Source organism: Actinomadura montaniterrae, from assembly GCF_008923365.1.
GTDB classification, from domain to species: domain Bacteria; phylum Actinomycetota; class Actinomycetes; order Streptosporangiales; family Streptosporangiaceae; genus Spirillospora; species Spirillospora montaniterrae.
The window spans coordinates 1-24,935 of record NZ_WBMR01000063.1; the positions used below are offsets into that span (position 1 = coordinate 1).

At 72.5% G+C, this 24,935-nt stretch carries 25 protein-coding genes; 14 read left to right on the forward strand and 11 right to left on the reverse strand.

Going from position 1 to position 24,935, the window contains the following annotated elements:
• Both F9B16_RS21795 and F9B16_RS21800 read right to left on the reverse strand, forming a co-directional pair.
• The coding region (locus F9B16_RS21795; protein ID WP_151541957.1) for a hypothetical protein at positions 1 to 276 on the reverse strand (276 nt) is incomplete at its 3' end.
• An 83-nt stretch (positions 277 to 359) separates the two neighbouring features.
• Positions 360 to 1,250: a helix-turn-helix domain-containing protein gene (locus F9B16_RS21800; protein ID WP_151541958.1), complete on the reverse strand. Its 891-nt coding sequence runs from the start codon at positions 1,248 to 1,250 to the stop codon at positions 360 to 362.
• 171 nt (positions 1,251 to 1,421) lie between these two features.
• Here F9B16_RS21800 and F9B16_RS21805 point away from each other — a divergent pair, with 171 nt between their 5' ends.
• Entirely contained in the window at positions 1,422 to 1,823 is a 402-nt protein-coding gene (locus tag F9B16_RS21805; RefSeq protein ID WP_151541959.1) for a nuclear transport factor 2 family protein, read from the forward strand.
• A gap of 86 nt (positions 1,824 to 1,909) precedes the next feature.
• Positions 1,910 to 2,860: a ribose-phosphate diphosphokinase gene (locus tag F9B16_RS21810; RefSeq protein WP_151541960.1), complete on the forward strand. Its 951-nt coding sequence runs from the start codon at positions 1,910 to 1,912 to the stop codon at positions 2,858 to 2,860.
• Between the two features lie 16 nt (positions 2,861 to 2,876).
• Here F9B16_RS21810 and F9B16_RS51035 read toward each other — a convergent pair whose 3' ends face one another.
• Positions 2,877 to 3,179 (reverse strand): hypothetical protein, encoded by a 303-nt coding sequence (locus F9B16_RS51035; RefSeq protein WP_192808920.1) that lies wholly within the window; start codon positions 3,177 to 3,179, stop codon positions 2,877 to 2,879.
• 127 nt (positions 3,180 to 3,306) lie between these two features.
• On the opposite strand from F9B16_RS51035, the gene F9B16_RS21820 reads away from it, so the two are divergent.
• Entirely contained in the window at positions 3,307 to 3,960 is a 654-nt protein-coding gene (locus F9B16_RS21820; protein WP_192808921.1) for a YdcF family protein, read from the forward strand.
• Between the two features lie 19 nt (positions 3,961 to 3,979).
• Positions 3,980 to 6,160 (forward strand): molybdopterin-containing oxidoreductase family protein, encoded by a 2,181-nt coding sequence (locus F9B16_RS21825; RefSeq protein WP_151541962.1) that lies wholly within the window; start codon positions 3,980 to 3,982, stop codon positions 6,158 to 6,160.
• Between the two features lie 73 nt (positions 6,161 to 6,233).
• Here F9B16_RS21825 and F9B16_RS21830 read toward each other — a convergent pair whose 3' ends face one another.
• The 3 genes from F9B16_RS21830 to F9B16_RS21840 all read right to left on the reverse strand — a co-directional run bounded on the left by F9B16_RS21830 (position 6,234) and on the right by F9B16_RS21840 (position 8,181).
• Complete coding sequence (locus F9B16_RS21830; RefSeq protein WP_190858671.1) at positions 6,234 to 6,443, reverse strand: DUF5999 family protein; 210 nt, start codon at positions 6,441 to 6,443, stop codon at positions 6,234 to 6,236.
• Positions 6,444 to 6,581: 138 nt separating this feature from the next.
• Complete coding sequence (locus F9B16_RS51040) at positions 6,582 to 7,070, reverse strand: hypothetical protein (protein ID WP_192808922.1); 489 nt, start codon at positions 7,068 to 7,070, stop codon at positions 6,582 to 6,584.
• A 295-nt stretch (positions 7,071 to 7,365) separates the two neighbouring features.
• Complete coding sequence (locus F9B16_RS21840) at positions 7,366 to 8,181, reverse strand: SAM-dependent methyltransferase (RefSeq protein ID WP_151541964.1); 816 nt, start codon at positions 8,179 to 8,181, stop codon at positions 7,366 to 7,368.
• Between the two features lie 226 nt (positions 8,182 to 8,407).
• On the opposite strand from F9B16_RS21840, the gene F9B16_RS21845 reads away from it, so the two are divergent.
• The 5 genes from F9B16_RS21845 to F9B16_RS21865 are packed head-to-tail and all read left to right on the forward strand — an operon-like array spanning position 8,408 to position 12,072.
• Positions 8,408 to 9,124, forward strand: coding sequence for a DedA family protein (locus F9B16_RS21845; RefSeq protein WP_151541965.1), 717 nt, complete (start codon positions 8,408 to 8,410; stop codon positions 9,122 to 9,124).
• Complete coding sequence (locus F9B16_RS21850; protein WP_225991836.1) at positions 9,108 to 10,304, forward strand: sensor histidine kinase; 1,197 nt, start codon at positions 9,108 to 9,110, stop codon at positions 10,302 to 10,304. Before F9B16_RS21845 ends, F9B16_RS21850 begins: the two co-directional genes overlap by 17 nt.
• Entirely contained in the window at positions 10,295 to 10,939 is a 645-nt protein-coding gene (locus F9B16_RS21855) for a response regulator (RefSeq protein ID WP_151541966.1), read from the forward strand. Before F9B16_RS21850 ends, F9B16_RS21855 begins: the two co-directional genes overlap by 10 nt.
• Positions 10,940 to 10,966: 27 nt before the next feature.
• Positions 10,967 to 11,485 carry a YbaK/EbsC family protein gene (locus F9B16_RS21860; protein ID WP_151541967.1) on the forward strand — a complete coding sequence of 173 codons (519 nt, stop codon included), beginning with the start codon at positions 10,967 to 10,969 and terminating at the stop codon, positions 11,483 to 11,485.
• 2 nt (positions 11,486 to 11,487) lie between these two features.
• Positions 11,488 to 12,072, forward strand: a complete 585-nt coding sequence (locus F9B16_RS21865) for an HD domain-containing protein (protein ID WP_151541968.1) — start codon at positions 11,488 to 11,490, stop codon at positions 12,070 to 12,072.
• A 112-nt stretch (positions 12,073 to 12,184) separates the two neighbouring features.
• Here the strand turns inward: F9B16_RS21865 and F9B16_RS21870 are convergent, their stop codons facing one another.
• Together F9B16_RS21870 and F9B16_RS21875 are read right to left on the reverse strand one after the other, a co-directional pair.
• Entirely contained in the window at positions 12,185 to 13,279 is a 1,095-nt protein-coding gene (locus F9B16_RS21870) for an FAD-binding protein (RefSeq protein ID WP_151541969.1), read from the reverse strand.
• A 96-nt stretch (positions 13,280 to 13,375) separates the two neighbouring features.
• A complete protein-coding gene (locus F9B16_RS21875; protein ID WP_151541970.1) occupies positions 13,376 to 13,837 on the reverse strand; it encodes a MarR family winged helix-turn-helix transcriptional regulator in 462 nt (153 codons plus the stop codon).
• Positions 13,838 to 13,960: 123 nt separating this feature from the next.
• Between F9B16_RS21875 and F9B16_RS21880 the strand changes: the two genes are divergently transcribed.
• The 3 genes from F9B16_RS21880 to F9B16_RS21890 all read left to right on the forward strand — a co-directional run bounded on the left by F9B16_RS21880 (position 13,961) and on the right by F9B16_RS21890 (position 16,999).
• The gene (locus F9B16_RS21880; RefSeq protein WP_151541971.1) at positions 13,961 to 14,431 is read left to right on the forward strand and encodes a DoxX family protein; all 471 of its coding nucleotides are present in this window, start codon (positions 13,961 to 13,963) and stop codon (positions 14,429 to 14,431) included.
• Between the two features lie 68 nt (positions 14,432 to 14,499).
• The gene (locus F9B16_RS21885) at positions 14,500 to 15,342 is read left to right on the forward strand and encodes a PCRF domain-containing protein (protein ID WP_151541972.1); all 843 of its coding nucleotides are present in this window, start codon (positions 14,500 to 14,502) and stop codon (positions 15,340 to 15,342) included.
• Between the two features lie 196 nt (positions 15,343 to 15,538).
• Positions 15,539 to 16,999, forward strand: coding sequence for an alpha,alpha-trehalose-phosphate synthase (UDP-forming) (locus F9B16_RS21890; RefSeq protein ID WP_404800512.1), 1,461 nt, complete (start codon positions 15,539 to 15,541; stop codon positions 16,997 to 16,999).
• Here the strand turns inward: F9B16_RS21890 and F9B16_RS21895 are convergent.
• On the reverse strand, positions 16,980 to 17,591 hold the full coding sequence (locus F9B16_RS21895; RefSeq protein WP_151541973.1) for an ATP-binding protein: 612 nt from the start codon (positions 17,589 to 17,591) through the stop codon (positions 16,980 to 16,982). The two genes, F9B16_RS21890 and F9B16_RS21895, sit on opposite strands and share 20 nt — an antisense overlap.
• A gap of 198 nt (positions 17,592 to 17,789) precedes the next feature.
• Between F9B16_RS21895 and F9B16_RS21900 the strand changes: the two genes are divergently transcribed.
• Together F9B16_RS21900 and F9B16_RS21905 are read left to right on the forward strand one after the other, a co-directional pair.
• A complete protein-coding gene (locus F9B16_RS21900) occupies positions 17,790 to 18,017 on the forward strand; it encodes a DUF397 domain-containing protein (RefSeq protein ID WP_151541974.1) in 228 nt (75 codons plus the stop codon).
• 57 nt (positions 18,018 to 18,074) lie between these two features.
• A complete protein-coding gene (locus F9B16_RS21905) occupies positions 18,075 to 19,610 on the forward strand; it encodes an acyl-CoA synthetase (RefSeq protein ID WP_151541975.1) in 1,536 nt (511 codons plus the stop codon).
• Positions 19,611 to 19,720: 110 nt separating this feature from the next.
• Here F9B16_RS21905 and F9B16_RS21910 read toward each other — a convergent pair whose 3' ends face one another.
• Together F9B16_RS21910 and F9B16_RS21915 are read right to left on the reverse strand one after the other, a co-directional pair.
• Positions 19,721 to 21,271 carry a DHA2 family efflux MFS transporter permease subunit gene (locus F9B16_RS21910; protein ID WP_225991837.1) on the reverse strand — a complete coding sequence of 517 codons (1,551 nt, stop codon included), beginning with the start codon at positions 21,269 to 21,271 and terminating at the stop codon, positions 19,721 to 19,723.
• Positions 21,272 to 21,655: 384 nt separating this feature from the next.
• The gene (locus F9B16_RS21915; RefSeq protein ID WP_151541976.1) at positions 21,656 to 24,910 is read right to left on the reverse strand and encodes an NACHT domain-containing protein; all 3,255 of its coding nucleotides are present in this window, start codon (positions 24,908 to 24,910) and stop codon (positions 21,656 to 21,658) included.
• Positions 24,911 to 24,935 lie beyond the last annotated feature (25 nt).

Sequence of the window (24,935 nt, forward strand, 5' to 3'; positions counted from 1 at the left end):
CGGGCGCACGCCGGTCTCCCACGCGCGGCGCTGGCAGGACAGCACGAAGCTCGCCACCCAGGCGGCGGACGGGAGCCGCTTGCGCCGCCCGGCGAGCACGTCGAAGATCCCGGTCGTCGACAGCGACGGCAGGTCCCGCCGGCCGTACACGTCGCCGAGATGCTCGGAGACCTCGGCGAGCTTGCGGTACGGCGGCCGGTTGCAGGAGTCGTAGAGCGCGTTGAGCGCGCCGATGAAGTCGTCCGGCCCGGTGGGCCGGGAAACGTCGTCGATCATGTCTGGTCGCCCTTGCCGGCAGGGAGCGGACCTGTTCGCCTTCATGCTGCCAGCCCCGCGGCCCCGCCGTGGCGGTATCGCCGTCACAGCCCGCGCAGGATCCGCCACAGGATCGACTGCGTCGCGGCGGCGGGCGCGGCGGCCAGCACGAGCCGGTTCATCGTGTGCCAGTAGGGCACCGCGTCCGGCCCGGACGGGTACACCGCCCCGTTCAGCCGCTCCACGTACACGACGTCGGGCAGTTCGGGCTGGGGCGGCCGCAGCAGCGTGAACGAGCCGCCGGCGACGGGCGGCGCCTCGGCCGCCGCCAGCGGCAGCACCTGCAGGGTGACGTGCGGCAGGTCGCAGACGTCCAGCAGGTGCTCGAACTGCGCGAACGCGACCGCCCGCCCACCGGGCGCGCGCCGCAGCGCGGCCTCCTCGATCACCGCCCAGAGCCGCGCGGGCGCGGGCCTGTCCAGGATGCGCCGCCGGACGGCCCGCAGCGCGGCGAGCCGTTCCGCGTCCCCCGCGGGCCGGTGCTCCTCGATCAGCGCGCGCGTGTACGCCTCGGTCTGCAGCAGGTCCGGGACGACCTGCGCCTCGTAAGCGCGGATGAGGCTGGCCGACTGCTCCAGTTCCAGGTACGGCTCGTACCAGGGCGGGACCACGTCCCGGAACGCGGCCCACCAGCGCGGCGCGTTCGCCTGCCGCGCCAGGCCGAGGAGCGTGGCGAGCGCGGCCCGGTCCGTGGCGCCGTAGGCGGCGCACAGGTCGGCGACCTCGCGCAGCCGCAGCACCGCCCGGCCGAGCTCGAGCCGGCTGATCCACTCCCGCGGCCGCCGCAGCACGGCCTCGGCGTCCTCCAGGCTGTGGCCGCCGGCCTCGCGCAGCCGCCGCAGCTGGGCGCCGAGGACCATCCTGGCCACGGTCGGCCCGGCCTCCCACTCCTCGTGGAAGCCGCCGCCGGCCTGTTCGGCCGCAACTGTGCTCATGCCTGCCTCTGCGCGGACGACCGTGGGGGCGTTCCCCCGCTGAACGCTAGCCCAGCACGGCACGGCGCGTCCCGTGCTTCGCGAGGCGGCGGCCGTTGCCCCTTCAGATCGCCCCCGCTACGCTGGCCGATAAACGGGGAGTTCACCGTTTATCTCTCCGGAAGGAATCCCATGCCCCTCACCACCGAGGACCGGCTCGCGATCACCGACCTGATCTCGCTGCACGGCCACTACGCCGACACCGGCGAGCTCGACCGCATGACGGAGCTGTTCACCGAGGACGTCGTCTACGACGTGACCGCGGCCGGCGGCGGACTGATCGAAGGCCGCGCCGCGCTGAAACAAGCCGGCCTGGACCTCGGCGACCGCAACCCCCTCGCCCACCACGTCACCAACGTCGTCGTCACCGCCGGCGACGGGGACAGCGCGCGCGCCGTCTCCAAGGCCATCGCCGTACTGCCGGACCACCGCTGCGCCAGCGCCACCTACGAGGACACCGTCGTCCGCGACGGCGGCCGCTGGCTGATCAGCCACCGCACGATCCGGCCCCGCCGCGAGCCCCTCACGCCGTGACGCCGCCGGGCGCGGTCCGGGACCGGGCGGCCCCCGCCCAATAGCATGTCCGAGGCCCGCCGGAGTCCACCTGTGAGGAGCGGTTCGTGCGAGAGATCGCCGTGTTCAGCGGGAGCGCCCACCCCGAGCTCGCCGCCGAGGTCTGCGCCCATCTCGGCGTGCCGCTGAGCCCGGCCCGGGTCTCCCGGTTCGCCAACGACTGCCTCGAGGTCCAGCTCCAGGCCAACTGCCGCGAGCGGGACGTGTACCTCATCCAGCCGCTCGTCGCGCCCGTCCAGGAGAACCTGGTCGAGCTGCTCCTCATGTGCGACGCGGCGCGCGGCGCGTCCGCGAGCCGCATCACCGTCGTGATGCCGCACTACTCCTACGCCCGCTCCGACAAGAAGGACGCGCCGCGCATCTCGATCGGCGGCCGCCTGGTCGCGGACCTGCTCGTCGCGTCCGGCGCGTCCCGCGTCCTCGCCATGACGCTGCACTCGCCGCAGGTGCACGGCTTCTTCTCGGTCCCGGTCGACCACCTGCACGCGCTCCGCGAGCTCGCCGAGCACTTCCGCCGGTACGACCTGTCGCGCACCACCGTCGTCTCGCCGGACCTCGGCAACGCCAAGGAGGCCGCGGCCTTCGCGCGGCTGCTCGGCGTGCAGGTCGCGGCCGGCGCCAAGCAGCGCTTCTCCGACGACCGCGTGCAGATCAGCTCGGTCATCGGCGAGATCGCGGGCCGGGACGTGATCGTGCTGGACGACGAGATCGCCAAGGGCAGCACCGTCCTGGAGCTGCTGGACCGGCTCCGCGAGCTCGGCCCCCGCACGATCCGGATCGCCTGCACCCACGGCCTGTTCGCGGCCGGCGCGCTGAAGCGGCTGTCCGCCGAGCCGGACGTGCTGGAGATCGTCTGCACCAACACGGTGCCCGTCCCGGCCGGCGAGCGCGGCGAGAAGCTGCGCGTCCTCTCGATCGCCCCGGCCCTCGCCGAGGCCGTCCGCCGCATCCACAACGGCGAGTCCGTAAGCGCCCTCTTCGAAAACCCCCACCCCTGACCACCCGCCGGGGCGGTCAGAGGAGCATGTCGCTGCCGCCGGATTCTTCTTCGCCGTCGGTGGTGTGCTCGGGTTCGAGGTACTCGTCCTCGGGCCAGAGCTCGTTGGCGAGGAAGGCGAGGTACTCCTCGTCGCCCGGGTCGAGTTCGGCGGTCATGGACTCGGGATGGACGCCGCCGGGGTCGGCGGCCGCCAAGGGCTCGGTGGGCGTGGCGGGCTCGGTGGCGGGCGGCTCGTCCGGGGCCGGGGGCGCCGCGGGACGGAGCAGGCACAGGCCGAACAGGGCGGCCACTGACACCAGGACCAGGACTGTGATCACGACACCACCCCGTCCTTTCGCGGTCGAGTTCCACATGATTCTTACGTAAGTAGCAAAACAGTTGAACGCTACCTGGACGACCTATCGGATGGGAGCCGACATGCGGGCCGCCGGAGACAATGGCGCGGTGGAGTCTCACGGAGCGGTCGACGCGCGGGCCCGCGAGCTGGCCCGCGTCGTCTGGGACCACCTGGTGCTCACCGGCCCCCTCTCCAAGGCTGACGCGATCCTCGCCCTGGGGTGCCACGACACGCGGGTGGCGGCGCACGCGGCGAGGCTTTGGCATGCGCGATGGGCTCCGGTGGTGGTCGTCACCGGCGGGCGCGGCAAGATCACGTCGGCGTGGACGGAGACGGAGGCGCAGGTCTTCGCACGTGTGGCGCGCGAGCACGGGGTCCCGGAGGGGGCTCTGCTGCTCGAGGAGACCGCCACGAACACGGGGGAGAACATCACCGCGACCAGACGGCTGCTTGACGGACGGCTCGATCTGCGGAGCGGGATTTTGGTCGCCAAGCCGTACATGACCCGCCGGGCGCTGGCCACGGCGCGCAAACAGTGGCCCGGAGTGGACTGGATCGCCGCCTGCCCGGACCTCGGGTACGAGGCGTACGGGACGGGGGACGACGAGCGCCGGTTCATCGAGCTGATGGTGGGCGACCTCCAGCGGATGGAGGTGTACGCCGAGCGGGGGTTCCAGGTGCCGATGCCGGTCCCGGCGGCGGCGTGGGCGGCGTACGAGGAGCTGGTCGCGCTCGGATACGACCGGCACGTGATCAGGTGACGGTGGCACAATCGGACGCATGGCGTCAGTGACCACTTACTGCCGGATCTGCGAGCCGCTGTGCGGGCTGGAGGCCACCGTCGAGGACGGGACGGTCGTCCGGATCCGCCCCGACGAGGAGCACCCGCTGTCGAAGGGCTTCGCCTGCCCGAAGGGCGTCGCGATGACCGAGGTGCAGAACGACCCGGACCGCGTCCTGCACCCGCTGCGGCGCCGCCCGGACGGCGAGTTCGAGCGGGTGAGCTGGGACGAGGCGCTCGGCGGGATCGCCGCGCGGCTGAACGCCCTGCGCCGCGAGCACGGCGGGTCGTCGATCGGCTGGTACTTCGGCAACCCGGCGACGTTCTCCTACAGCCATCCGCTGTGGCTCAACGGGTTCATGGCGGCGCTGAAGTCGCCGCACCTGTACTCGGCGGGGTCGCAGGACGTGAACAACCGGTTCGCGGCGAGCGCGCTGCTGTACGGGGCGCCCGTCCTGGTCCCGATCCCCGACCTCAAGCGCACGGACCTGCTGCTGATGCTCGGCGCGAACCCGCTGGTGTCGCACGGCAGCCTGATCACCGCGCCGCGCATCCGCGAGGACCTGTCGGCGATCGTGGCGCGCGGCGGCCGGGTGGTCGTCGCCGACCCGCGCCGGACCGAGACGGCCCGCGCCTACGAGCACCTGCCCGTCCGTCCGGACGGGGACGCCTGGCTGCTGCTGTCGATGCTCCACGTGATCTTCGAGGAGGGGCTGCAGGACCGGGACGCCTGCACGCGCCAGGCGTCCGGCGCCGACGAGCTGCGGGCGCTCGCGAACGGCTTCCCGCCCGAGGAGACCGAGGCCCGCAGCGGCGTCCCGGCGGCGACCGTCCGGGAACTGGCGCGCGATCTCGCGCGCGCCGAGCGGGCCGTCGTGTACGGCCGGACGGGCACCTGCCTCGGCCGGCACGGGACGCTGACCGCGTTCCTCATCGACGCCGTGACGCTGGTGACCGGCAACCTGGACCGTCCGGGCGGGGCGGTCTTCGGCGCCGCGCCGCTGTGGCTGGACCAGATCCTCCGGCTGTCCGGCCTGGCGAGTTACGGCAAGGCCCGCTCACGGGTTGGCGGATACCCGGACATCCTCGGCACGTTCCCGGCCGGGGTGATGGCCGAGGAGATCACCACGCCGGGCCCGGGACGGCTCCGGGCGCTGATCGTCTCCGGCGGCAACCCGGCGCTGAGCGTCCCGGGCGGCGAGGCGCTCGGCCGGGCGCTGGACGAGCTGGACCTGCTCGTCACCATCGACCTGTACGTCACCGACACCGGCCGCAAGGCCGACTACGTGCTGCCGGCGACCACGTTCCTGGAGCGTGAGGACCTCCCGCTGCCGTTCCTGCAGAACCACCTCACGCCGTACGTGACGTGGACGGAGCCGGTCGTCGCGCCGCGCGGCGAGGCCCGCCAGGAGTGGGAGATCATCGACGCGCTGGCCCGCCGGATGGGGATCGGGGTCGGCGCGTTCCCGCTGCAGCGGCTCGCGCACCGGCTGGGCGTCCGGCCGTCGCCGCGGTCCCTGGTGGACGCGCTGCTGCGCACGGGCCCGGCGGGGGACTGGTACGGCCTGCGCCGACTCATCGGCAAGGGCGGCGGGCTCAGCGGCGGCCTCAGCGGCGGCCTCAGCCTGCGCAGGCTGCGGAAGGCGCCGCACGGGGTCGTCCTCGCCGAGCATCAGCCGACGGGGAGGCTGCGCCGCCGCATCCTGCACAAGGACAAGCGGGTGCATCTCGCCCCGCCGGAGATCGCCGCCGAGGTGCGGCGGCTGGCCGGGGCGCCGGAGCCGCCGGACGGCTTCCCGCTGCGGCTGATCGGCCTGCGGGAGATGCGGTCGCACAACTCGTGGATGCACAACTCGCCCGCGCTGATGCGCGGCGGGCGCGTCCAGGCGGCGCGGATCAGCCCGAAGGACGCGGCGGCGCACGGGATCGAGGACGGCGCGCCGTGCCGGATCACCTCGCCGCACGGGTCGATCGAGCTGCCGGCGCTGGTGACCGGCGAGATGACCGAGGGCACCGTCGCGGTCCCGCACGGGTGGGGGCACCGGGGCGGCTGGCGGACGGCGAACGCGGCGGGCGGCGCGAACGTCAACGTGCTCGCGTCGCCGGATCCGGCGGACCTGGAGCCGCTGGCCGGGATGGCATGGCTGAACGGCGTCCCGATCAGGATCGGGCCGGCCTGATCGCCGGAGCGCGGCGGCCTCGCGGGCGGGATGCGGGGAGGAGGCGCGGGGACCCGCGGGCCGCGACGCGGCGCTAGGCGGCGGTCGTCGGGCGGTGCGGTGCGATCACGCGGCCGTCGGGCAGCAGCTCGCCGGTGTCCTCGAAGACGACGATGCCGTTGCAGAGCAGGCTCCAGCCCTGCTCCGGGTGGGCGGCGACGGTGCGGGCGGCCTCGCGGTCCAGCGCGTCGGGCCGGGGGCACGGCGGCTGGTGCGGGCAGGACGGGGCGCGTTGATCGGTCACGGGTTCCTCCACGGACGTCCCTGTGATTAAGGACATAGTGGAAGCCTGCCGCCGTTCGTCCGAAATATGCAAGTGATTGAGGGATTCTTTACCGTTCGTCGCGTGTGCCTCCGGACAAGATGGGGCACATCGGGACGTTCAGCGCAGAAGCCCCTCGTCCGGTTCGCCGCCGTGGTCCACGTCGAGCCCGACGACCGACAGGCACCCGGTGCAGATCCACTCGGCGATGACGGCCTCGGAGTTCATCCCGTGCGCCCGGTACGGGCGGTCGACCCACCGGCGCCGCATCCCGTGCCCGCACGAGGAGTGCAGCAGGCGCCCGCAGGTCGGGCACGGCCAGACGTCCTCGCAGCGCCGGTCGCACTGCGGGCACAGCGGCTGCTCGGCCGGGTCGGGGAGGCCCAGCTCGTCCCGCCACTCGTGCTCGAGGTCGAGGTACTCGTCGCCCGGCCAGTGGTGGTCGGCCAGCCAGGCCAGGTACTCCTCCTCTCCGGGGGCGAGCACGGCCGTCAGCGACTCGGGGTGCTCGTCGCGCGGGCGGTGTCGGCGCCCGGCGCGCCGTGCGGTGGCCAGCAGGGTCAGCAGGCCGAGGAGCGCGGCCGCTGCCAGGCCAGTCGCCAGGGGCATCTCGGCGTCCTTACATGATCTTGTGGCGGGAAAGTCCGATCATGAATTCACTTCACAAAACCCTGCGAACGGTACAAGAAAGGCTCTTAACGGAAAAGTCGATCAGAAAAGAATCTTCGCCTGGACCATGATCGGCACGGGGACCGAAACCCGGCCCGGGCACCGTCCGGAACCCGCACGGCCTGCGGAATCGGGGCGTCCGAGCGTCGCGGAGGCCGCGCGGGCGACGCCGCCGGTTTCACTCTCCGCTGAATCCGGCCCCTCTCCGCCGCCGTGACCGGGCCCCACCCGATGATCAGTCCTTGCGTCCCATCACCGCCACCATCTGGCTGTGCAGCGGGTGCTCCAGCGGGCCCTTCGGACCGTTCGGGCGCCACTCCGTCACGTTCGCCACCCCCGGCTCCAGGATCGTCAGCCCGTCCATGAACCGCTCGATCTGCGACGAGTGCCGGAAGTACGACCCGCCGAGCCCCGACTGCAGGATCCGCTTGGCCTCCTCGACCCGAGGGTCGTCGCCCGCGTCGTGCAGGTGCGTCAGCACGACGTGGCTGCCCGCCGGCAGGAACGGGTGCAGCGCCCGCACGACCGCGGCCGGGTCCCGCTCGTCCGGGACGTGGTGGATGATCGCGGCGAGGATCAGCCCGACCGGCCGGCCCGGGTCGATCAGCCCGGTCAGCGCCGGGTCGGCGAAGATCTTCTCCGGCTCGTACAGGTCGCCCTGGATGAACGTGGCGACGCCCTGCTCGGTGAGCAGCGCGCGGCCGTGCGCCAGCACGATCGGGTCGTTGTCCACGTACACCACCCGCGCGTCCGGGTTCGCCGACCGGGCGAACTGGTGCACGTTGGACGCCGTCGGGAGCCCCGACCCGATGTCGACGAACTGGTCGATGCCGAGCTCGCCCGCCAGGTACGTCACCGCGCGGCCGATCGCGACCCGGTTCCCCTGCGCGACGACCGGCGCCTCCGGGACGAGCTGCATCACCATGTCGGCCACCTCCCGGTCGGCGGCGAAGTTGTCCTTGCCGCCGAGGAAGTAGTCGTACACCCGGGCGAACGTCGGCGTGGAGGTGTCGATGCCGGGAGGCGCGCTCTCCGGGAGTTCGTCGGCCACGCGTGCGGCTCCTTCTGTTGGACCCCGCGTCGAACGCCTGCGGGGCGGAACGAGATGGCCCAAGATTAGGCCGATCCGCCGTGCCCGGCGGGGTTTTCGCGGCTTTGCCCGGCCCGTTCCGGCACGGGGTGCGGTTTTCCGCAGGGGCGCGCCTGCGGTGCGCGTCCGGACGGGTCGGCGGTGCGCTCCATGGTGGCGGGGACGTCCCGTTCCTAGCGTCGAAGGCATGATCGAGACGACGTACGCGATGGCGTCCGCGGCGGCCGGGACCGGGCCGTCCGGCGGTGTGACCGGGTGGGCGACGCACCTGATGGAGCAGCTCGGCGCGCCCGGCGCCGGGGTGGCGATCGCGCTGGAGAACCTGTTCCCGCCGCTGCCGAGCGAGGTGATCCTCCCGCTCGCCGGCTTCACCGCCGCGCAGGGCCGGATGAGCCTGGCCGCCGCGCTGGTGTGGACGACCCTCGGCTCGGTGGCGGGCGCGCTGGCCCTCTACGGGGTCGGCGCGCTGATCGGCCGCGACCGGATCCGCGCGCTGGTCGCGCGGCTCCCGCTGGTGAAGCTCGCCGACCTCGACCGCACCGAGGCCTGGTTCGCCCGGCACGGCGGCAAGGCGGTGTTCTTCGGGCGGATGATCCCGATCTTCCGCAGCCTGATCTCCGTTCCGGCCGGGCTGGAGCGGATGCGGATGGCGACGTTCCTGCTCTACACGGCGCTCGGCAGCCTGCTGTGGAACACGGTGTTCGTGCTGGCCGGCTACTGGCTCGGCGACAACTGGACGGCCGTCGAGGACCTCGTCGGCGTGTACTCCAAGGCGGTGGTCGCGGCGGTGGCCGTCGCGGTCGCGGCGTTCCTGGCGGTGCGTATCGTGAAGTCCCGCGGTGGACGGCACCGCGGGACGCCCGCGCGCCCCCACCGAGAACTCGAACGTGACCGCATCTTCTGATCCGCCGCCCGCCCGCCGCCCTGGCCCGCGCGCTCCGGCCGTGGCGGCGGCGCGGGCCGTGGCCGGCCTGCTGCTCGGTGCGGTCACCGCCGCCGTGGAGCTCGTCCTGCTCGCGGCCGCTGCGCTGCTGATGGCGTACGCGCTGGCGTTCTCGCGCGGGCAGCGGGCCGTGCCGGCCGTCGTCGCGGACGGCGCGCGCCGCCTCACCGAGCTGGAGCGCCGCCGGCTGGCGTTCCTCGGCGAGGCCGGCGCCGCCGAGTACGGTCCGCTGCGCGCGCTGGCCTACCTCGTCCTGCGGGTGCCGGTCGGGCTGCTCGGCGGGGTCATCCTCGGTCTGATCGGCGTTGGCGCCGCGACGGGCGTCGAGCTGGCGCTCGGCTGGTGGGTGACCGGCCGCCATCTGGACGGCATCCCACCGACCTGGTGGATCGTCCTGTACACCGGCGTCGCCGGGATCGTCCTGCTGTTCCTGGCCGTCCAGGGCCTGGTCGGGGTGGCGGCGCTGGAGCGGGCGGTCGCGCGCCGCTGCCTCGGCCCGAGCCCCCTCGCCGAGTACGAGCGGCGGATCGCGCAGCTGTCCGTCACCCGCGCCGAGGTCGTGGACGCGGTCGACGACGAGCGCCGCCGCATCGAGCGGGACTTGCACGACGGCGTCCAGCAGCGGCTCGTCGCGCTCGGCATGCTGATCGGCCGCGCGCGCCGCGCCGGCGACCACGAGAGGGCGTCCGAGCTGCTGAAACAGGCGCACGAGGAGTCGCAGCGGGCGCTGGCGGACCTGCGCGAGGTCACCTGGCGGGTGTACCCGGCGGCGCTCGACGGCGAGGGGCTGCGGGCCGCGCTGGAGTCGGTCGCCGAGCGGTCCGCGGTGCCGGTGACGATCGGCTACGACGTGCCGGGCCGCCCGCCGCACGCGGTCGAGACCGCCGCGTACTTCGTGGTCTGCGAGGCCGTCACCAACGCCGCCAAGCACTCCGGCGCCGGACGGGTACGCGTGGAGGTCGCCGGATCCGGGACAATGATCGGTGTGCGCATCGAGGACGACGGGACCGGCGGGGCCGACCCGTCCGGCGGCGGGCTCGCCGGGCTGGCCCGCCGGGTCGCCGCGCTGGACGGGACGTTCGCCGTGCACAGCCCGCCCGGCGGCCCCACCGTGATCACCGCGGAGCTGCCGTGCGGGTGATGCTGGCCGAGGACTCCACCCTGCTGCGCGAGGGCCTGGTGCGGCTGCTCGCCGAGGAGGGCCACGAGGTCGCGGCGGCCGTCGGCGACGGCGACGCGCTGATCGCGGCGGTCGAGGGCAGCCCGCCGGACGTCGTCGTCGTGGACGTCCGGATGCCGCCGACGCACACCGACGAGGGCCTGCGCGCTGCGCTGGAGATCCGCCGCCGGTGGCCCGCCGTCGGCGTGCTCGTCCTGTCGCAGTACGTCGAGAAGCGGTACGCCACCGAGCTGATCACCGCGGACACCGCCGGCGTCGGGTACCTGCTGAAGGACCGGGTCGCGCAGGTCGAGGAGTTCCTGGACGCCCTCGACCGGGTCGGCGCGGGCGGGGCCGCGTTCGATCCGGAGGTGGTGCGGCGGCTGCTGGCGCACAGCACGCACGCCGATCCGCTGTCGCGGCTGACCCCGCGCGAGCGCGACGTCCTCGACCACATGGCCCAGGGCCACACGAACGCCTCGATCGCCGCGCACCTGCATGTCTCGCAGAGCGCGGTCGAGAAGCACGTCAACGCGATCTTCGACAAGCTGGACCTGTCGCACGCGGCCGGGTACAGCCGCCGCGTGCTGGCGGTGCTGCGCTACCTCGGCTCCTGAGAGCCGGTGACACGGGAGGAGACGACCATGGTCGGCAAGCTCGACTGGGAACCCGCCGCCGGGCGGACGGACCTGCTGGCGGACCCGGTGGCCGCCGCGATCGGCGGCGTCCCGGACGCCGAGGCCGCCGCGATCGATCCGGAACTCGCGGACACGGCGGCGTTCTGCGAACGCTACGACGTGCCGCTGGAGGCCAGCGCGAACTGCGTCGTCGTCGCGGCCAAGCGCGGCGGCGAGGTGACGTACGCGGCGTGCATGGTCCTCGCGACGGACCGCGCCGACGTGAACGGCGTCGTCCGCAAGCACCTGGGCGCCCGCAAGGTCTCGTTCGCGCCGATGGACCAGGCCACCTCGCTCACCGGCATGGAGTACGGCGGCATCACCCCGGTCGGCCTGCCCGCCGGCTGGCCGGTCCTGGTGGACGAGGCGGTCGCCGCCGCGCCCCGCGTCGTCATCGGCAGCGGCCTGCGCAGGTCGAAGGTCCTGCTGCCCGGCAAGGCCCTGGCGGGCCTGCCCGGCGCCGAGGTCATCGCCCTGGCGCAGTAGCCGTGCCGTCCGACGCCCTGCGCCGCGCCCTCACCGACCCCGGCCCGCGCCCGCTGCCGGACGAGGCCGCGCGGCTGCTGGAGGACCTGGACGCGCCGCCCCGCCTGGCGGCGCATCTGCGTGCCGTCCACGACGTCGCCGCCGACCTCCTCGCCTGGGTCGCGGGCCGCTACCCGGCGCTCGCCGTGGACGGCGACGCCGTCCTGTTCGGCGCGGCGACCCACGACATCGGCAAGGCCCTGTATCCGGAGGAGCTGTCGGGGCCCGGGTCGCGGCACGAGGCGGCGGGCCACGCGCTGCTCCGGGAACGCGGCGTCGAGGAGCGGCTGGCCCGGTTCGCCCGCACGCACGCGTCCTGGGACGGCCCCGGCATCGGCGCCGACGACCTGCTCGTCAGCCTCGCCGACAAGGTCTGGAAGGCCAAGCGCGTCCCCGACCTGGAGCAGCGCGTCGTGGACGTGCTGGCCGCCGCGTCCGGCGCCGAGAAGTGGGAGGTCTTCATGGAGCTCGACGACGCCTGCGACCGTCTCGCCGCGGGCGCGGACGGCCGCCTGGCGTTCCAGTCGGCCTATCCGGTCGTCGCGTGACCGTCCGGCGCGGCTTCGCGGCGGGGCCCCCGCGGCCCGCCGCGCCGCGTCGTGTGGATCGACATCGCGGGTAGACCGGCGAGCCGTCCGAAACTCATCGCGCGGGCTGAAATCAATCCGGGATCGCTCCGACCCGGTAGCTGGTGCCGCCCGCCGCGCGGGCGCGGTCGAGCAGCGCGCGGTTGGCGGCGAGCATCTCCGGGACGGGCGCGGACCCGGGGGATGCGGTTTTCAGCACGCTGAACAGCACCGGCTCCGGCGGCGCGGCGAGCATCGGCACGTGCCCGACGCGCAGCGCCTTGACGAGGACGACGCCGCTGAGGCCGAGGTCGCGCGGCGCCATCTCCTTGAGCGTGGTTTCGATGACGTCGGCGGCACGGTCGCGCGGCACGAAGACCATGGCCCACGGGTGCGGCCGCGCCCACTCGCCGAGCGCGACCAGCTCCTCGACGTCGGGACGCATGCGGTCGGCGAACGCGAAGAAGGGCAGCTCCTCGGTCTCGGTCGTACCCGCCGGGACGGGGCCGTCCCCGTACAGGGTCGCCTTGATCTCGTACCGCCACCCGTCCGGCGACGGCTTGGCCTGGCCGGAGATGTCGTCGGCCGCGATCTCGCCCTGCAGGCGCAGCAGACCGGCCGCGTCCCGGCACGGGATCGTGCAGGTCAGCACCCGTTCCGGGGCCGGGACGAGGCGCAGCGTCGCGCTCGTGATCACGCCGTGGCGGCCGAGCCCGCCCCGCACCGCGTCGAACAGCTCCGGCCGGGCGTCGGGTGAGCACGGGACGACGCGCCCGTCCTGCACGACGTCGAGGGCGAGGACGTGGTCGGCCTGCGTCCCGTGCAGGTGGGACGTGCCGCCGACGCCACCCGCCGAGATCGTCCCGCCGACCGTGACGTCGAGGAAGTCGGTCAGCACGGGCGGGACGAGGCCGTGGGGGAGCGTCGCGGCCAGCACCTCGCGCCACGTCGTCCCGGCACCGGCGACCGCGTGCCCGGGCGTGACGTCCTCGACGCCCGCGAGGCCCCGCATGTCGAGGCAGAGCCCGCTGGTCAGCGACTGGCCGAAGGTCGAGTGCCCGCACCCGCGGGGGACCGCGTCCAGGCGCCGGGCGCGCGCCTCCCGGAGCGCCTCGGCGACCTCGTCCGCGCCGCCCGGCCGCACCACCCGCGCCAGTGCGCGCTCCACGATCCCGCCGAAGTCCCGCATGGAACCGAGCGTCTCAGTGCCGCCCCGCCCAGGAAACCCCGCCCAGGGCTCGGGCACCGTACCCCCCGAGTGGGCCCTCGCGGCGGGAGGTGCCGCTCAGCGGGCGCGGAGGCGGTCGCCGACGCGCGTCAGGGCGTCCCCGAGCACCTCGATCTCCGCGGGGGTGAGGACGTCGATGAGGGCCTCCCGGACGACGCCGCGGTGGCCGGGGCGGACGCGGTCGAGGGTCGCGGCGCCGTCCTCGGTGAGCTCCGCCCACACCGAGCGCCGGTCGGACTCGCAGCCGGTCCGCTTGACGAGCCCGGCCCGCTCCAGCCGGGTGATCTGGTAGGTGAGCCGGCTCTTGGAGATCATCACCTCGCGCGCGAGGTCGGACATGCGCAGCCGCCCGCCGTCGGCCCGGTGCAGCCGCACCAGCACCTCGAACTCGGCGTGCGACAGCCCGCCGTCCCGCTTGAGCTGGCGTTCGATCTCGTGGTCGAGCAGGTGGCCGGCGGCCAGGAAGGCCGTCCAGGCGCGCAGCTCGGCCGGGTCCAGGGCGTCCCCCGCGTCCGTCATGGGGTGATTCTAGTTGACCTGGATTCGGATTGAAGTTTCTAGATGGTCTGAATTTGAACGACCTCTGCTACGGTCCAGTTGGTTCAACTTTTAACCATCGACGAGAGACACCGGAGGACCGGCATGCTCCCCGCCCGACGCCATCCCCTGCTGCCCGACGCCGGACTGCTGATCGGCCGGCTGGCCCTCGGCGCGATCTTCATCGCGCACGGCTGGCAGAAGCTGCACGACACCGGCCACGCGGCGGTCGCCGCGCAGTTCGACGGGCGCGGCATCCCGATGCCCGGCGCGTCGGCCTACTTCGGCACCTGGGTCGAGCTGGCCGGCGGAGTGGCGCTGGTCCTCGGCGTCCTGCTCCCCGTCGCCGGCGTGCTGATCGCCGTGGACATGGCCGGCGCGTTCTGGTTCGTCCACAAGGACCACGGCCTGTTCTCGGAGAAGGGCGGCTACGAGTACGTCCTGATGCTCGGCGCCGCCGCGCTGCTGTTCGCCCTCGCCGGCGGCGGGCGGTTCTCGCTCGACGCCGCCCTGTGGGGCCGCCTGGCCCGCCGCAACGGAACCGAGGTCCCCGGACGGGAGCCCGCGCGCGTCTGATCCGTCCCTTATCGGCCCCTGCGCGCGGTACCCGTGCGCAGGGGCCGCCGCATTGCGAGGATGGCGCCATGGACGCGTGGGAGGCGGTGACGGCCGAATACGCCGCACTGGAGGCGCAGCTTGCCGACCCCCGCGTCCACAGGGACTTCCGGCGCGCGCGCAGGCTGCGGCGTTGCGCAGCGGCACTACGGCCGCTCAACGAGGACGCGCTGCGCCTTCGCTCGCTCCTGGACGATCTGCGCGACGCCCGCGATCTGGCCGCCGACCCCGCCTGGCGCGCCGAGGCCGACCGGATCGAGCGGGAAGCGGCGTCCCTGCGCGCGGAGCTTGCCGCCGCCGTCGCCGCGCGCGATCCCTTCGACCCGTACGACGTGATCGTGCTGATCGACGCGGAGGCCGGCTGCCATCGTCCCGTCCAGGCCGTCGTGAACGCCTACGAGGACGACGCCCGCGCCAGAGGCTGGCACGTCGAGCACCTCTACAACGACCCGCCGCCGCACTGGGCGATGCTGGGCATTACGGCGGGGGAGGAGGGGCCCGGCCCCTGGTCCGTCCTTAAGGAGGGGCCTCGGGCCGTGCGCAGTGCGGACGGCTCCGGCACCGCGCACGTCACCGTCCTGCCCGAAGCGGAACCCGCGCCCGTCGACCCTCGGGACGTCCGCATCGACCTGTACTGCACGCGCGAACCAGGCGCCCAGACGATGCTCCGGATGCTCCACGAACCGACCCGCATCGGCGCCTACGGACGCGACCCGGTGCCCGCGCGCGCCCAGGCGAACGCCATGCGCGTCGTCTGGGCCCAACTCGCAGTACTGGGAAGCGCTCTGGAAGGCCGCTACCAGGCGGTTCCGCAGGCGCCTGGCGGGCATCTGCACCTGCGTGCCGTGGCCGGCCGCCCCGCGTCAGTGTGATCTACGCAACTTTTCTTGTGTGACGTACAGGGAAGGTGACTTTCCGGTAAACAACCGTCACCAGCCTGGAAAGGGATATGGTCCGGTCCAAAACCGGACCTTGGGCGCCCCGCCTCCCTGACATCCCGCTTTGCTGTCACCGGGTCTTTACGTCGAAGTGACACAATGTTCCCGATGACCGTTTCTGGGCATGGTGATGACCGAGAGTTCCTGGAGAGGCGGGTCGCTGGTGTCGCGCGGTAGTGAGTTCGTTGTGGTGGCCAATCGGCTTCCGGTGGACCGGAGCGTCGGGGCGGACGGGGTTCCGGCGTGGCGGCGCAGCCCCGGCGGGCTCGTCAGCGCCATCGCCCCGGTGATGCGGCGCAGGAACGGCACGTGGATCGGCTGGACGGGCGCGCCCGGCGAGGAGCTCGACCCGTTCGAAGAGGACGGCATGTCGCTCCATCCGATCGCGCAGTCCGCCGAGGAGGTCGCGCTCTATTACGAGGGCTTCTCCAATGCCACGCTGTGGCCGCTGTACCACGACGTCGTAGCCCCGCCCGTTTACGACCGCGCCATGTGGGACGCCTATGTGCGGGTGAACCGGCGTTTCGCGGAGGCGGCGGCGAAGGTCGCGGCCGACGGCGCGATCGTCTGGGTGCAGGACTACCAGCTCCAGCTCGTCCCGGCGATGCTGCGGGCGCTCCGCCCCGACCTGCGCATCGGCTTCTTCCTGCACATCCCGTTCCCGCCCGTCGAGCTGTTCTGGCAGCTGCCGTGGCGGCGGCAGATCCTCGAGGGGCTGCTCGGCGCGGACCTGGTCGGCTTCCAGCTGCCCGGCGCGGCGGCGAACTTCGTCCGGCTGTGCCGCCGGCTGCTGGACACCCGCTACTCCAAGCAGGACGTGTTCTGGGACGACCGGGTCGTGCGGGCCCGCGCGTTCCCCATCTCGGTGGACGTCGGCGAGCTGAACGACCTGGTCGGGCAGCCCGAGGTGATCGAGCGCGCGCAGGAGATCCGGGGCGACCTCGGGGACGCGACGGTGCTGCTCGGCGTCGACCGGCTCGACTACACCAAGGGCATCACCCAGCGGCTGCAGGCGTTCGGCGAGCTGTTCGGCGACGGCCACCTCAAGCCGGGCCAGGCGGTGTTCGTGCAGATCGCGACGCCGAGCCGGGAGCGGGTGGAGCAGTACCAGCTGCTGCGCGAGGAGATCGAGCAGCAGGTCGGCCGGATCAACGGCGAGTACGGCGAGATCGGGTTTCCGGTCATTCACTATCTGCACAGCTCGTATGACCGTTCCGAGCTGACCGCCCTCTACCTGGCTGCGGACGTGATGGTCGTCACACCCCTGCGCGACGGCATGAACCTGGTGGCCAAGGAGTACGTGGCCTGCCGCCGCGACCTGCGCGGCGCGCTGGTGCTCAGCGAGTTCGCCGGCGCCGCCGCCGAGCTGAAGCGGGGCGCCTTCCAGGTCAATCCCTACGACATCGACGGGCTGAAGGGCACCCTGCTGGCCGCGCTCGGCGCCGAGCCCGCCGAGCAGGCCCGGCGGATGCGCTCGATGCGCCGCCGCGTCATCGAGCACGACGTGGACCGCTGGGCGCAGGACTTCCTCAGCGAGCTGGAGCGCCCGGTCCGGTCGGTGCCGTCGCCGGTCAGCGTCGCGGAGGGCTGACCCGCAGGTCGAAGGAGGCCCACACGGCCTTCCCGCCGGTGGACAGCCGCGCCCAGCCCCACGCGTCGCTGACGCCGCCCACGACGAGCAGGCCCCGGCCGCCTTCGATGAAGCGGTCGGGGTCGTTGGGCAGCGCCTCGGGCGCGCGCGCCCCCGGGTCGGTCACGGTGACGACGAGCCGCCGCGGGTGCCCCACGAGGACGACCTGGATCGGGCACAGCGGCAGCGGCTGAGGCAGCCCCTCCAAGCCGTGCCGCAGGGCGTTGGTCACCAGTTCGGAGACGGCGACCACCACGTCCTCGGCGCCCTCACCGAGGCCCCACTCGCGCAGCGTGGCCTGGGTGAACTCGCGCGCCGTGCGGGGCGCGGTGATCTCGGCGGGCAGGACGCGGCGGGCGGTGCGCGGGGTGCCGGCGTAGGCGGCGGGCCACAGGCCGGCCAGCCCGGGCGGGGTCACCGGGGCGCTCGCGGGAGCGTTCGGGCGCGCGGGCTCCTGCGGGGCGTCCGGCCAGGGCGCGTGCAGGGCGTGCCGCGGTCCGCGGCCGCCCCTGGCGGCGTGGGCCGCGATGTCGTCTGCCTGGTCAACGGTCATTTCTCGAACCTCGAAGGCGTGCTGGGTCGGTACCGGCGAGCGTTCGCTATCTTGCTCCCCAAGTCGTGCAGATGCAAGACCGTCTGCATGAACGAATGCAAGAACGAATGCACGTGCATCTCGTACCATGGTGTGGGGTGGGGCGAGATCGCGGCCTTCCCGTCGGGGGAGGCTGAGACGCCTGAGGGGGCACAAACGATGAACGGCCACCAGATGCCGGACTGGCGCGACGGGCTGGTCTGGCAGAAGAGCCGGCGCAGCAATCCCAGCGGGAACTGCGTCGAGATGGCCGAACTCCCGAACGGGGAGATCGCCGTGCGCAACTCCCGGGACCCGGAGGGGGCCGTGCTCGTCTACACGCGCGAGGAGGTGGAGGCGTTCGTGGGCGGGGCCAAGGACGGCGACTTCGACCACATGCTGGTCTGACCGTCCAATAAACCGAACGGGATTCCATTCGCCCGTCCGGCCCGGTAACGTGCGGCCATGCACCTGGGGCACGTAGCCGCACAGACGCCCGACAAGCCCGCCGTGATCATGGCGGGCTCCGGCCGGGTCGTCACCTTCCGGGAACTGAACGACGCGTCCAACCGGCTGGCGCAGCTGCTCCACGCGGAAGGGCTCCGGCCGGGCGACCACATCGCGTTCATGCTGGAGAACCACCCGCTCTACCTGGCCATCGCCTGGGCCGCCCAGCGGTCCGGGCTCTACTACACCGCCATCAGCTCCCGGCTCCAGCCCGAGGAGCTCGCCTACATCGTGGGCAACTGCGAGGCCAAGGCCTTCATCACCAGCGCGGCCATGGAGGCCGCCGCGCAGGACCCGCCGGACGTGCCGCTGCGCCTCATGCTCGGCGGCACGGCACCGGGCTACGACTCCTACGAGGAACGCGTCGCCGCGCACCCGGCCGAGCCGATCGAGCACGAGTGCGAAGGCTCGGACATGCTCTACTCCTCGGGCACGACCGGCCGCCCCAAGGGCGTCAAACCGCCGCTCACCCAGGCCCCCATGGGCACCGCCGGACCGCTCTACATGCTCATCACCGGGCTGTTCGGGGCCGGCGAGGACTCGGTCTACCTGTCCCCGGCGCCGCTGTACCACGCCGCGCCGCTGCGCTACTCGCTGATCTTCCAGCGGTGCGGCGCCACCGTCGTGGTGATGGAGAGGTTCGACGCCGAGCAGGCCCTCGCCGCCATCGAGAAGTACCGCGTCACGCACAGCCAGTGGGTGCCGACCATGTTCATCCGGATGCTGAAGCTCCCGGACGAGGTCCGCGCCGAGTACGACCTGTCGAGCCTCGCGTGCGCCGTGCACGCCGCCGCGCCCTGCCCCGTCCCGGTCAAGGAGCGGATGATCGACTGGTGGGGCCCGATCCTGCACGAGTACTACGCGGGCACCGAGGGCAACTGCTTCGTCTACACCGACTCCGAGGACTGGCTGGCGCACAAGGGCACCGTCGGGCGCCCCATCCTCGGCGAGGTCCACGTCCTGGACGAGGACGGCGCCGAGCAGCCCCCGGGCACGCCCGGCACGCTGTACTTCGGCGGCGGCCCGTCGTTCGAGTACCACGGCGACCAGGCCAAGACCGACGCGTCCCGCGACCCCTGGGGGCACGGCTGGACGACCCTCGGCGACATCGGCCACGTCGACGAGGACGGCTTCCTCTACCTCACCGACCGCCGCTCCTACATGATCATCAGCGGCGGGGTGAACATCTACCCGCAGGAGGCCGAGAACGTCCTCGCGGTACACCCGAAGGTCGCCGACGTCGCGGTGTTCGGCGTCCCCGACACCGAGATGGGCGAGGCCGTCAAGGCCGTCGTCCAGCCGGCGTCCATGGCCGACGCGGGCCCCGAGCTGGAGGCCGAGCTGATCGCCTACTGCCGCGACCACCTCGCCCACTACAAGTGCCCGCGCTCCGTCGACTTCCGGGCCGAGCTCCCGCGCCACCCCACCGGCAAGCTCTACAAGCGCCTGCTCCGCGACGAGTACTGGAAGGACCAGAGCGCGGCGACCGCCTGAGCGCGGCGTTGGAACCGTCCACAGACGGCGCTGAGAGGCCCGCGGACGGCGAAAGCCCCGGTCCGGGAACCAGGTTCCCGAACCGGGGCTTCACGGACGTCTGGGACGTCCTAGTGCATCGCGATCGGCACTTCGGCCTTCTCCGCGGCCGCCGTGGTGTCCGGCCGCTTGCGCGGCAGGAGCAGCGCCGGGATGAACGCCAGCGCCAGCAGCGCCACCGCGTACCAGTAGGTGTGCTGGAACGCGTCCGCCATCGGCCCGCCGATCTTGTCCATGACCGCCTTCGGGACCGGGCCCTGCGCGTTGGCGTTGCCGCCCCCGCCGAACGGCTTGAGGTTCGACGCCAGCTTGTTCGCCAGCAGCACCGAGATCAGCGCGGTACCGAGCGACGTCGACACCTGCTGGATGATGTTCAGCATCGTGCTGGCGCGCGGCACCTCGTCGTGCTCGAGGGTCTGGATGGCCGCCGCCATGGTCGGCATCATCGTCATGCCCATGCCGAGGCCCATGACGAACAGCACCGCGCCGAGCGCCCAGAAGGACGTGTCGGCCTCCAGGATCGCGGCGAAGCCCGCCACCGACAGCACCACCACGACCAGGCCCACCAGGACCACCCGGCCGGGGCCGATCCGGTCGGTCAGCTTGCCGCCGATCGGCATGGTGACCATCGCGCCGAGGCCCTGCGGCGCCAGCAGCAGGCCGGAGTGCAGGGCGCCCTGCCCGCGCACCGTCTGGTAGTACAGCGGAAGCAGCAGCATCGCGCCCATGAACGCCGCCATGAACAGCACCATCGTGCCGGACGCGGCCAGCACCGAGCGGCGCTTGAGCAGCCGCAGGTCGATCAGCGGGCTCTTGGCGTTCAGCGCCCGGAACACGAACCCGATCACCAGGACGGCGCCGATCACCGTCGGGATCAGCCCCTCCGGCTTGGTGAAGTCCTTCAGCTCGGCGCCCTTGGCCAGGCCGTAGATCAGCGCGGCGAGGCCGGGCGACAGCAGGATCAGGCCGGGGATGTCGAGGCGCTCACCGCGCTGCGGCTCGTCCCGCTTCAGGATCCGCGCGGACATGAACAGCGCGACGATGCCGATCGGCAGGTTGATGAAGAAGATCCACCGCCACGACACGTCGTCGACCAGCCAGCCGCCGAGGATGGGGCCGAGGATCGGGCCGAGCAGCATCGGGATGCCGACGACGCTCATCACCTGGCCGACCCGCTTCGGGCCGGCGGCCTGCGTCAGGATCGTCATGCCGGCGGGCATGATCATGCCGCCGCCGAGGCCCTGCAGCACCCGGAACACGATCAGCGAGCTCGCCGACCAGGCCAGCCCGGCCAGCATCGAGCCGATCACGAACAGCCCGATCGAGATCATGTAGAGCCGCTTGGTGCCGAACCGCGCCGCCGCCCAGCCGGTGATCGGGATCACCGTGGCCAGCGCGAGGGTGTACCCGGTCGCCACCCACTGGATGGTGGCCAGCGGGGCGTCGAACTCCTTGGTCAGGTCATTGATCGCGACGTTGACGACGGTGACGTCGAGGATGGACATGATCGCGCCGAGGACGACGCACATGGCCACCGCGAGCACGCCGCGGTCCAGCCCGCCTCCAGGGGCCGAGTCCTCCAGCGGGCCGTCCGCCGTCTGCGAAGACGCGGGAGCGGTCAACTCTCTTCCAATCGTCGGGGCCCGTGCACGCGGGCACGCAGGGACCGTGGGAACGTTCTCGGGGATACCGCAGCAAAATACTGCAGAGACTGACACTTTCGCGAACGAGTAAACTTCGCGGCCTTCGGGACTATTCCAGGGGGGTCCGACACTCTGGCCGGGGTCTGCGCTGCTCCCCGGCGTCCAGCCTCCGACCTCGACCGCACTCGAGGTCAACACAGTGTGACGCATCCGACATCGAGGTCTCCCCCTTCCCGCGGCGCTCCGAAGCGGACGCACAGGCAGACCAGGGCACTACGAAGAACTCATCGCCCGTATCCCGAAATTTCCCGACAACTTTCCGTAACCGTCCGCCCCCGCTCGGCCCGGCAGCCGTGCCGTCCCTCAGGAGACCTTCAACCGCCGCCCCAACGCCTCCCCGCCCCGCACCTCCTGCCCCGCGGCGATGCGGACCGTGAGTTTGCGGTTCTGACGGAGCGGGGCGAGATCGAGCCCCGGCGCGGCACCCGTGAGATCCAACGACTCAAGCCGCGGCAGCGAAGCTAGCGGGGTGAGGTCGTGGATCTCCTGGCAGTTCGCCAGGACCAGGCGGGACAGCATCGGGAGGCCGGCGAGCGGCGTCAGATCCGCGACCGGGGTCGAAGAGAGGAAGAGTTCCCGCAGACGGCCGAGCCGTGCGCACACGGAGATGTCCGCCGCAGCGGCGCAGCCGCGCACCATGAGATATGTCAACGGAAGCCGGGCGAGCGGATCCAGATCGTCCGCCCAATGGCAGTCGTCGAGGATCAACCCCCAGACCTTCGGGGCCGCTTCGACGACATCGGCAAGACGGCACTCGAGGCTCGTCCTGCCGAGGGAGAGCATCCGGACCTCGCCGAGCGGTGGGAGGGGCGCCAAGGACGTCAGGTGCACCCCGTCGTAGACCGACAGGCGCCTGACCTGCCTGTGACGACAGAGTGGAGTGAAGTCCTCTACCTCCTGGCACGCGCTGATCCAGACCATCGTCAGCTCGGGCAGTGCGTCGAGGAATCCCAGGGAGGTCAAGCCGGGGACTCGAATCTCCAGTTCGCGCAGCTTGGGCAGTGAAGGAAGGCGACCGGGATCGAAATGAGGCGCTTCGGCCAACAGGGCCAGCTTGCGGAGCGACGCGGCATGCCGGGTGAGGAAACCGAGATCGCTCGGCTGGTCCAGGCTGACGAAGAGCCTGGACAGCGGAGGGACGGCCGCGAGCGCCGCCAGTTGGGGCGCGGATTCGTCCACTGACAGTTTGGCGCCGTCAGGAAGCGAAGCGAGCACTCGCTCGGCGAACTCCCCGGCGTCGAAGTACTGCCAGATCTCGCCCAGCGCCGTCCAAACCTCCGGACGCCGGTCGGCGCCGTAACGGGCGAGGACGTCCAGGCTGTCCGGGCCGTTGATCAAGGCCGCCGCGTGGATCGTCGCCTGTGCGGCCCCGGCGGGAAGGCCGTCGAGGGTTTCTGGGAGGCGGCGGAGGACGGGTTCGCCGGCCGTTGCGAGGGAGCGGGCGGAGGCTTCGTCGCGGGGCGGGATGAGGTCGTCCAGGCAGCGGTCGAGGTCTTCGCGCAGGTCGTCGGGGACGGACGGGAGCGTTTCCAGGCAGGCGACGGCCACCAGTTTGAGCGTGCGGGCACGGCGCTCTTCTGTGCGGGCGCGGCTCAGGACGCCGGTGAGGAGTTCGTGGCGGAGAGGTTCGTTGGCGTGGCCGGCGGCCATGATGACGGTCTCGCGCCAGGTGTCGCGGTGGGCGTTCTGGATGAGGAGGTCCATGTCGCCGAGGTCGGCGGCCTGCTTGGCGGCGAGGTACTCCTGGACCGTCCGGTGGACGAAGTCGATACGTCCGGGCACCGGCTCGCGGAGGACACCACTCCGCTGCAGCAGCTCGTCCAGAACCTTCGCCGCCGGGACGCGGACCTGCGGCATCGAAGAGAGCCGATCGGCGACGAGTCGCTCGACCATCGTCTTGGGGAGTTCGACGCGGGCGCTGGTCGACAGCTGCCACGCGACGTCCTGCAGGATCCGGATCTTCTGGTCACGTTCGAGGACGCTCGGGATGCCGCGCTTGGTGTCCCGTGTTTCCAGGAGCATGTCGAGCGCGGCCGTGTAGAGGCCCATGCGGTTGCGGGGGAGCGCCTCGCGGTCGAGGTTGAGCGCGCAGAGCATCGCGGCGAGCAGCGGGCTGGACGCCAGGGTTCGCAGGTGAGGGGCCGCCTCGAACCGTGCCAGCAATCTGGCCTCGTAGGCGGGCAGCCGTTCAGGCGTGCACGGGATGTCGGCGCAGTCGCGGACGGCGTTGTGCCAGTGCTGGACGAGCGTCCGCACGTCCGCCGGAGCGAGTTGTTCCAGGAACGCCGTCGCGAAGCCCTCGGCTTGGAGCCAGTCGGAAGCGGCAGCGGCCGGGCGCGACGTCACGATGACGCGGATGCCCGGGAACTCGGTGACGAGCCCTTTCAGCCATTGCCGGACGGCCTGCCGCTGGCCGCTCGTCACCTCGTCGACGCCGTCCACGAGGAGCAGTGCCCGCCCGGACAACAGCCGCCGGTGCACCCAGCCGCGCGGCATGATCCCGGTGAGGTTGCCGGCGACGTCATCGAGGAACTCCTCGGGACGCGGCAGTCCGCCGCCCGCATGGCTGCGCAGCTTGATGAGGAACGGCACGGAGCCATTCCATTCACTGAGTGGCCCGGTGAAGGAACCGCGCGCCGCCGTGATGGCGACCCAGCGCAGCAGGGTGCTCTTGCCGCCGCCCGCCTCACCGCGCAGCAACATCAGCCGGTGGTCGCCCAACGCGGCCTCGACCCGGACGGCCCCCGTCCGCACCTGGTCGCGCCATTCGCTGAGCGGTACGGCTTGCGGCGCCCGGGGTCGCCTGCGCGCGCTCTCATCGGACACGTTCAGGCTGATGTAGGCGACGCTCAACGTCGTCTGCGGGCGCGTGAACCGCTCGAACCGGACGCCGAAGAGCTCCAGCGTGTCGAGTGATTCGCTGATCGACGCGAGGTAGCGGCGGGTGAACTCCTCGTCGTCGGCCTCGCCCTCCGGGGCGGTGAGCGTCCGTGCGGGAAGCCGGGCCAGGACGGCTCCGACCTGGTCGGCGAGCCCGCTGAGCCGCCCGAGCATCTCGGCGGAGGCGCGCGGTCCGAACTCCGGTAGGTGGACGACGATGCGTGCCAGGCAGTCGCAGCATTCGTCGAGGACGACCTCGTAAAGGTGCGCGCCCGCCTCGCCGAGCTCGAACTCCGCCCGGCGCGCCGGCAGCCGCGACCGAAGGCCTCGTGCGAGCTTCACCGGGTCGGCGTCCGCAGCAAAGAAGGCGTCATCAGAGAGGTCGGCCTTGTCGAGCGTCCGGACGACCTCAAACAACGCGGCGTCGCGGTCGCCGTCGGTGAGCCCGCCGAACTCGTTGCCCGCGAATGTGAGTAGCCGCTCGGCGACCGCGTCGGCGATGCCCTCGAACTGCCGCTGGACGCGCCGCCGCTTGAGCTCGTCCGGGAACCCGGTCTTGATCAGTTCGGTGAGGTCCTTGCCTGCAGCGTCCCTGGTGGAACGCCCGGCGAGCCACCGTCCCACGGCCAGCCGCGCGACCGATGCGCCCACCCGCAGAGCGGCCACTTCGACTGACATGGCACCTCCGATGTGACCGGAAGCG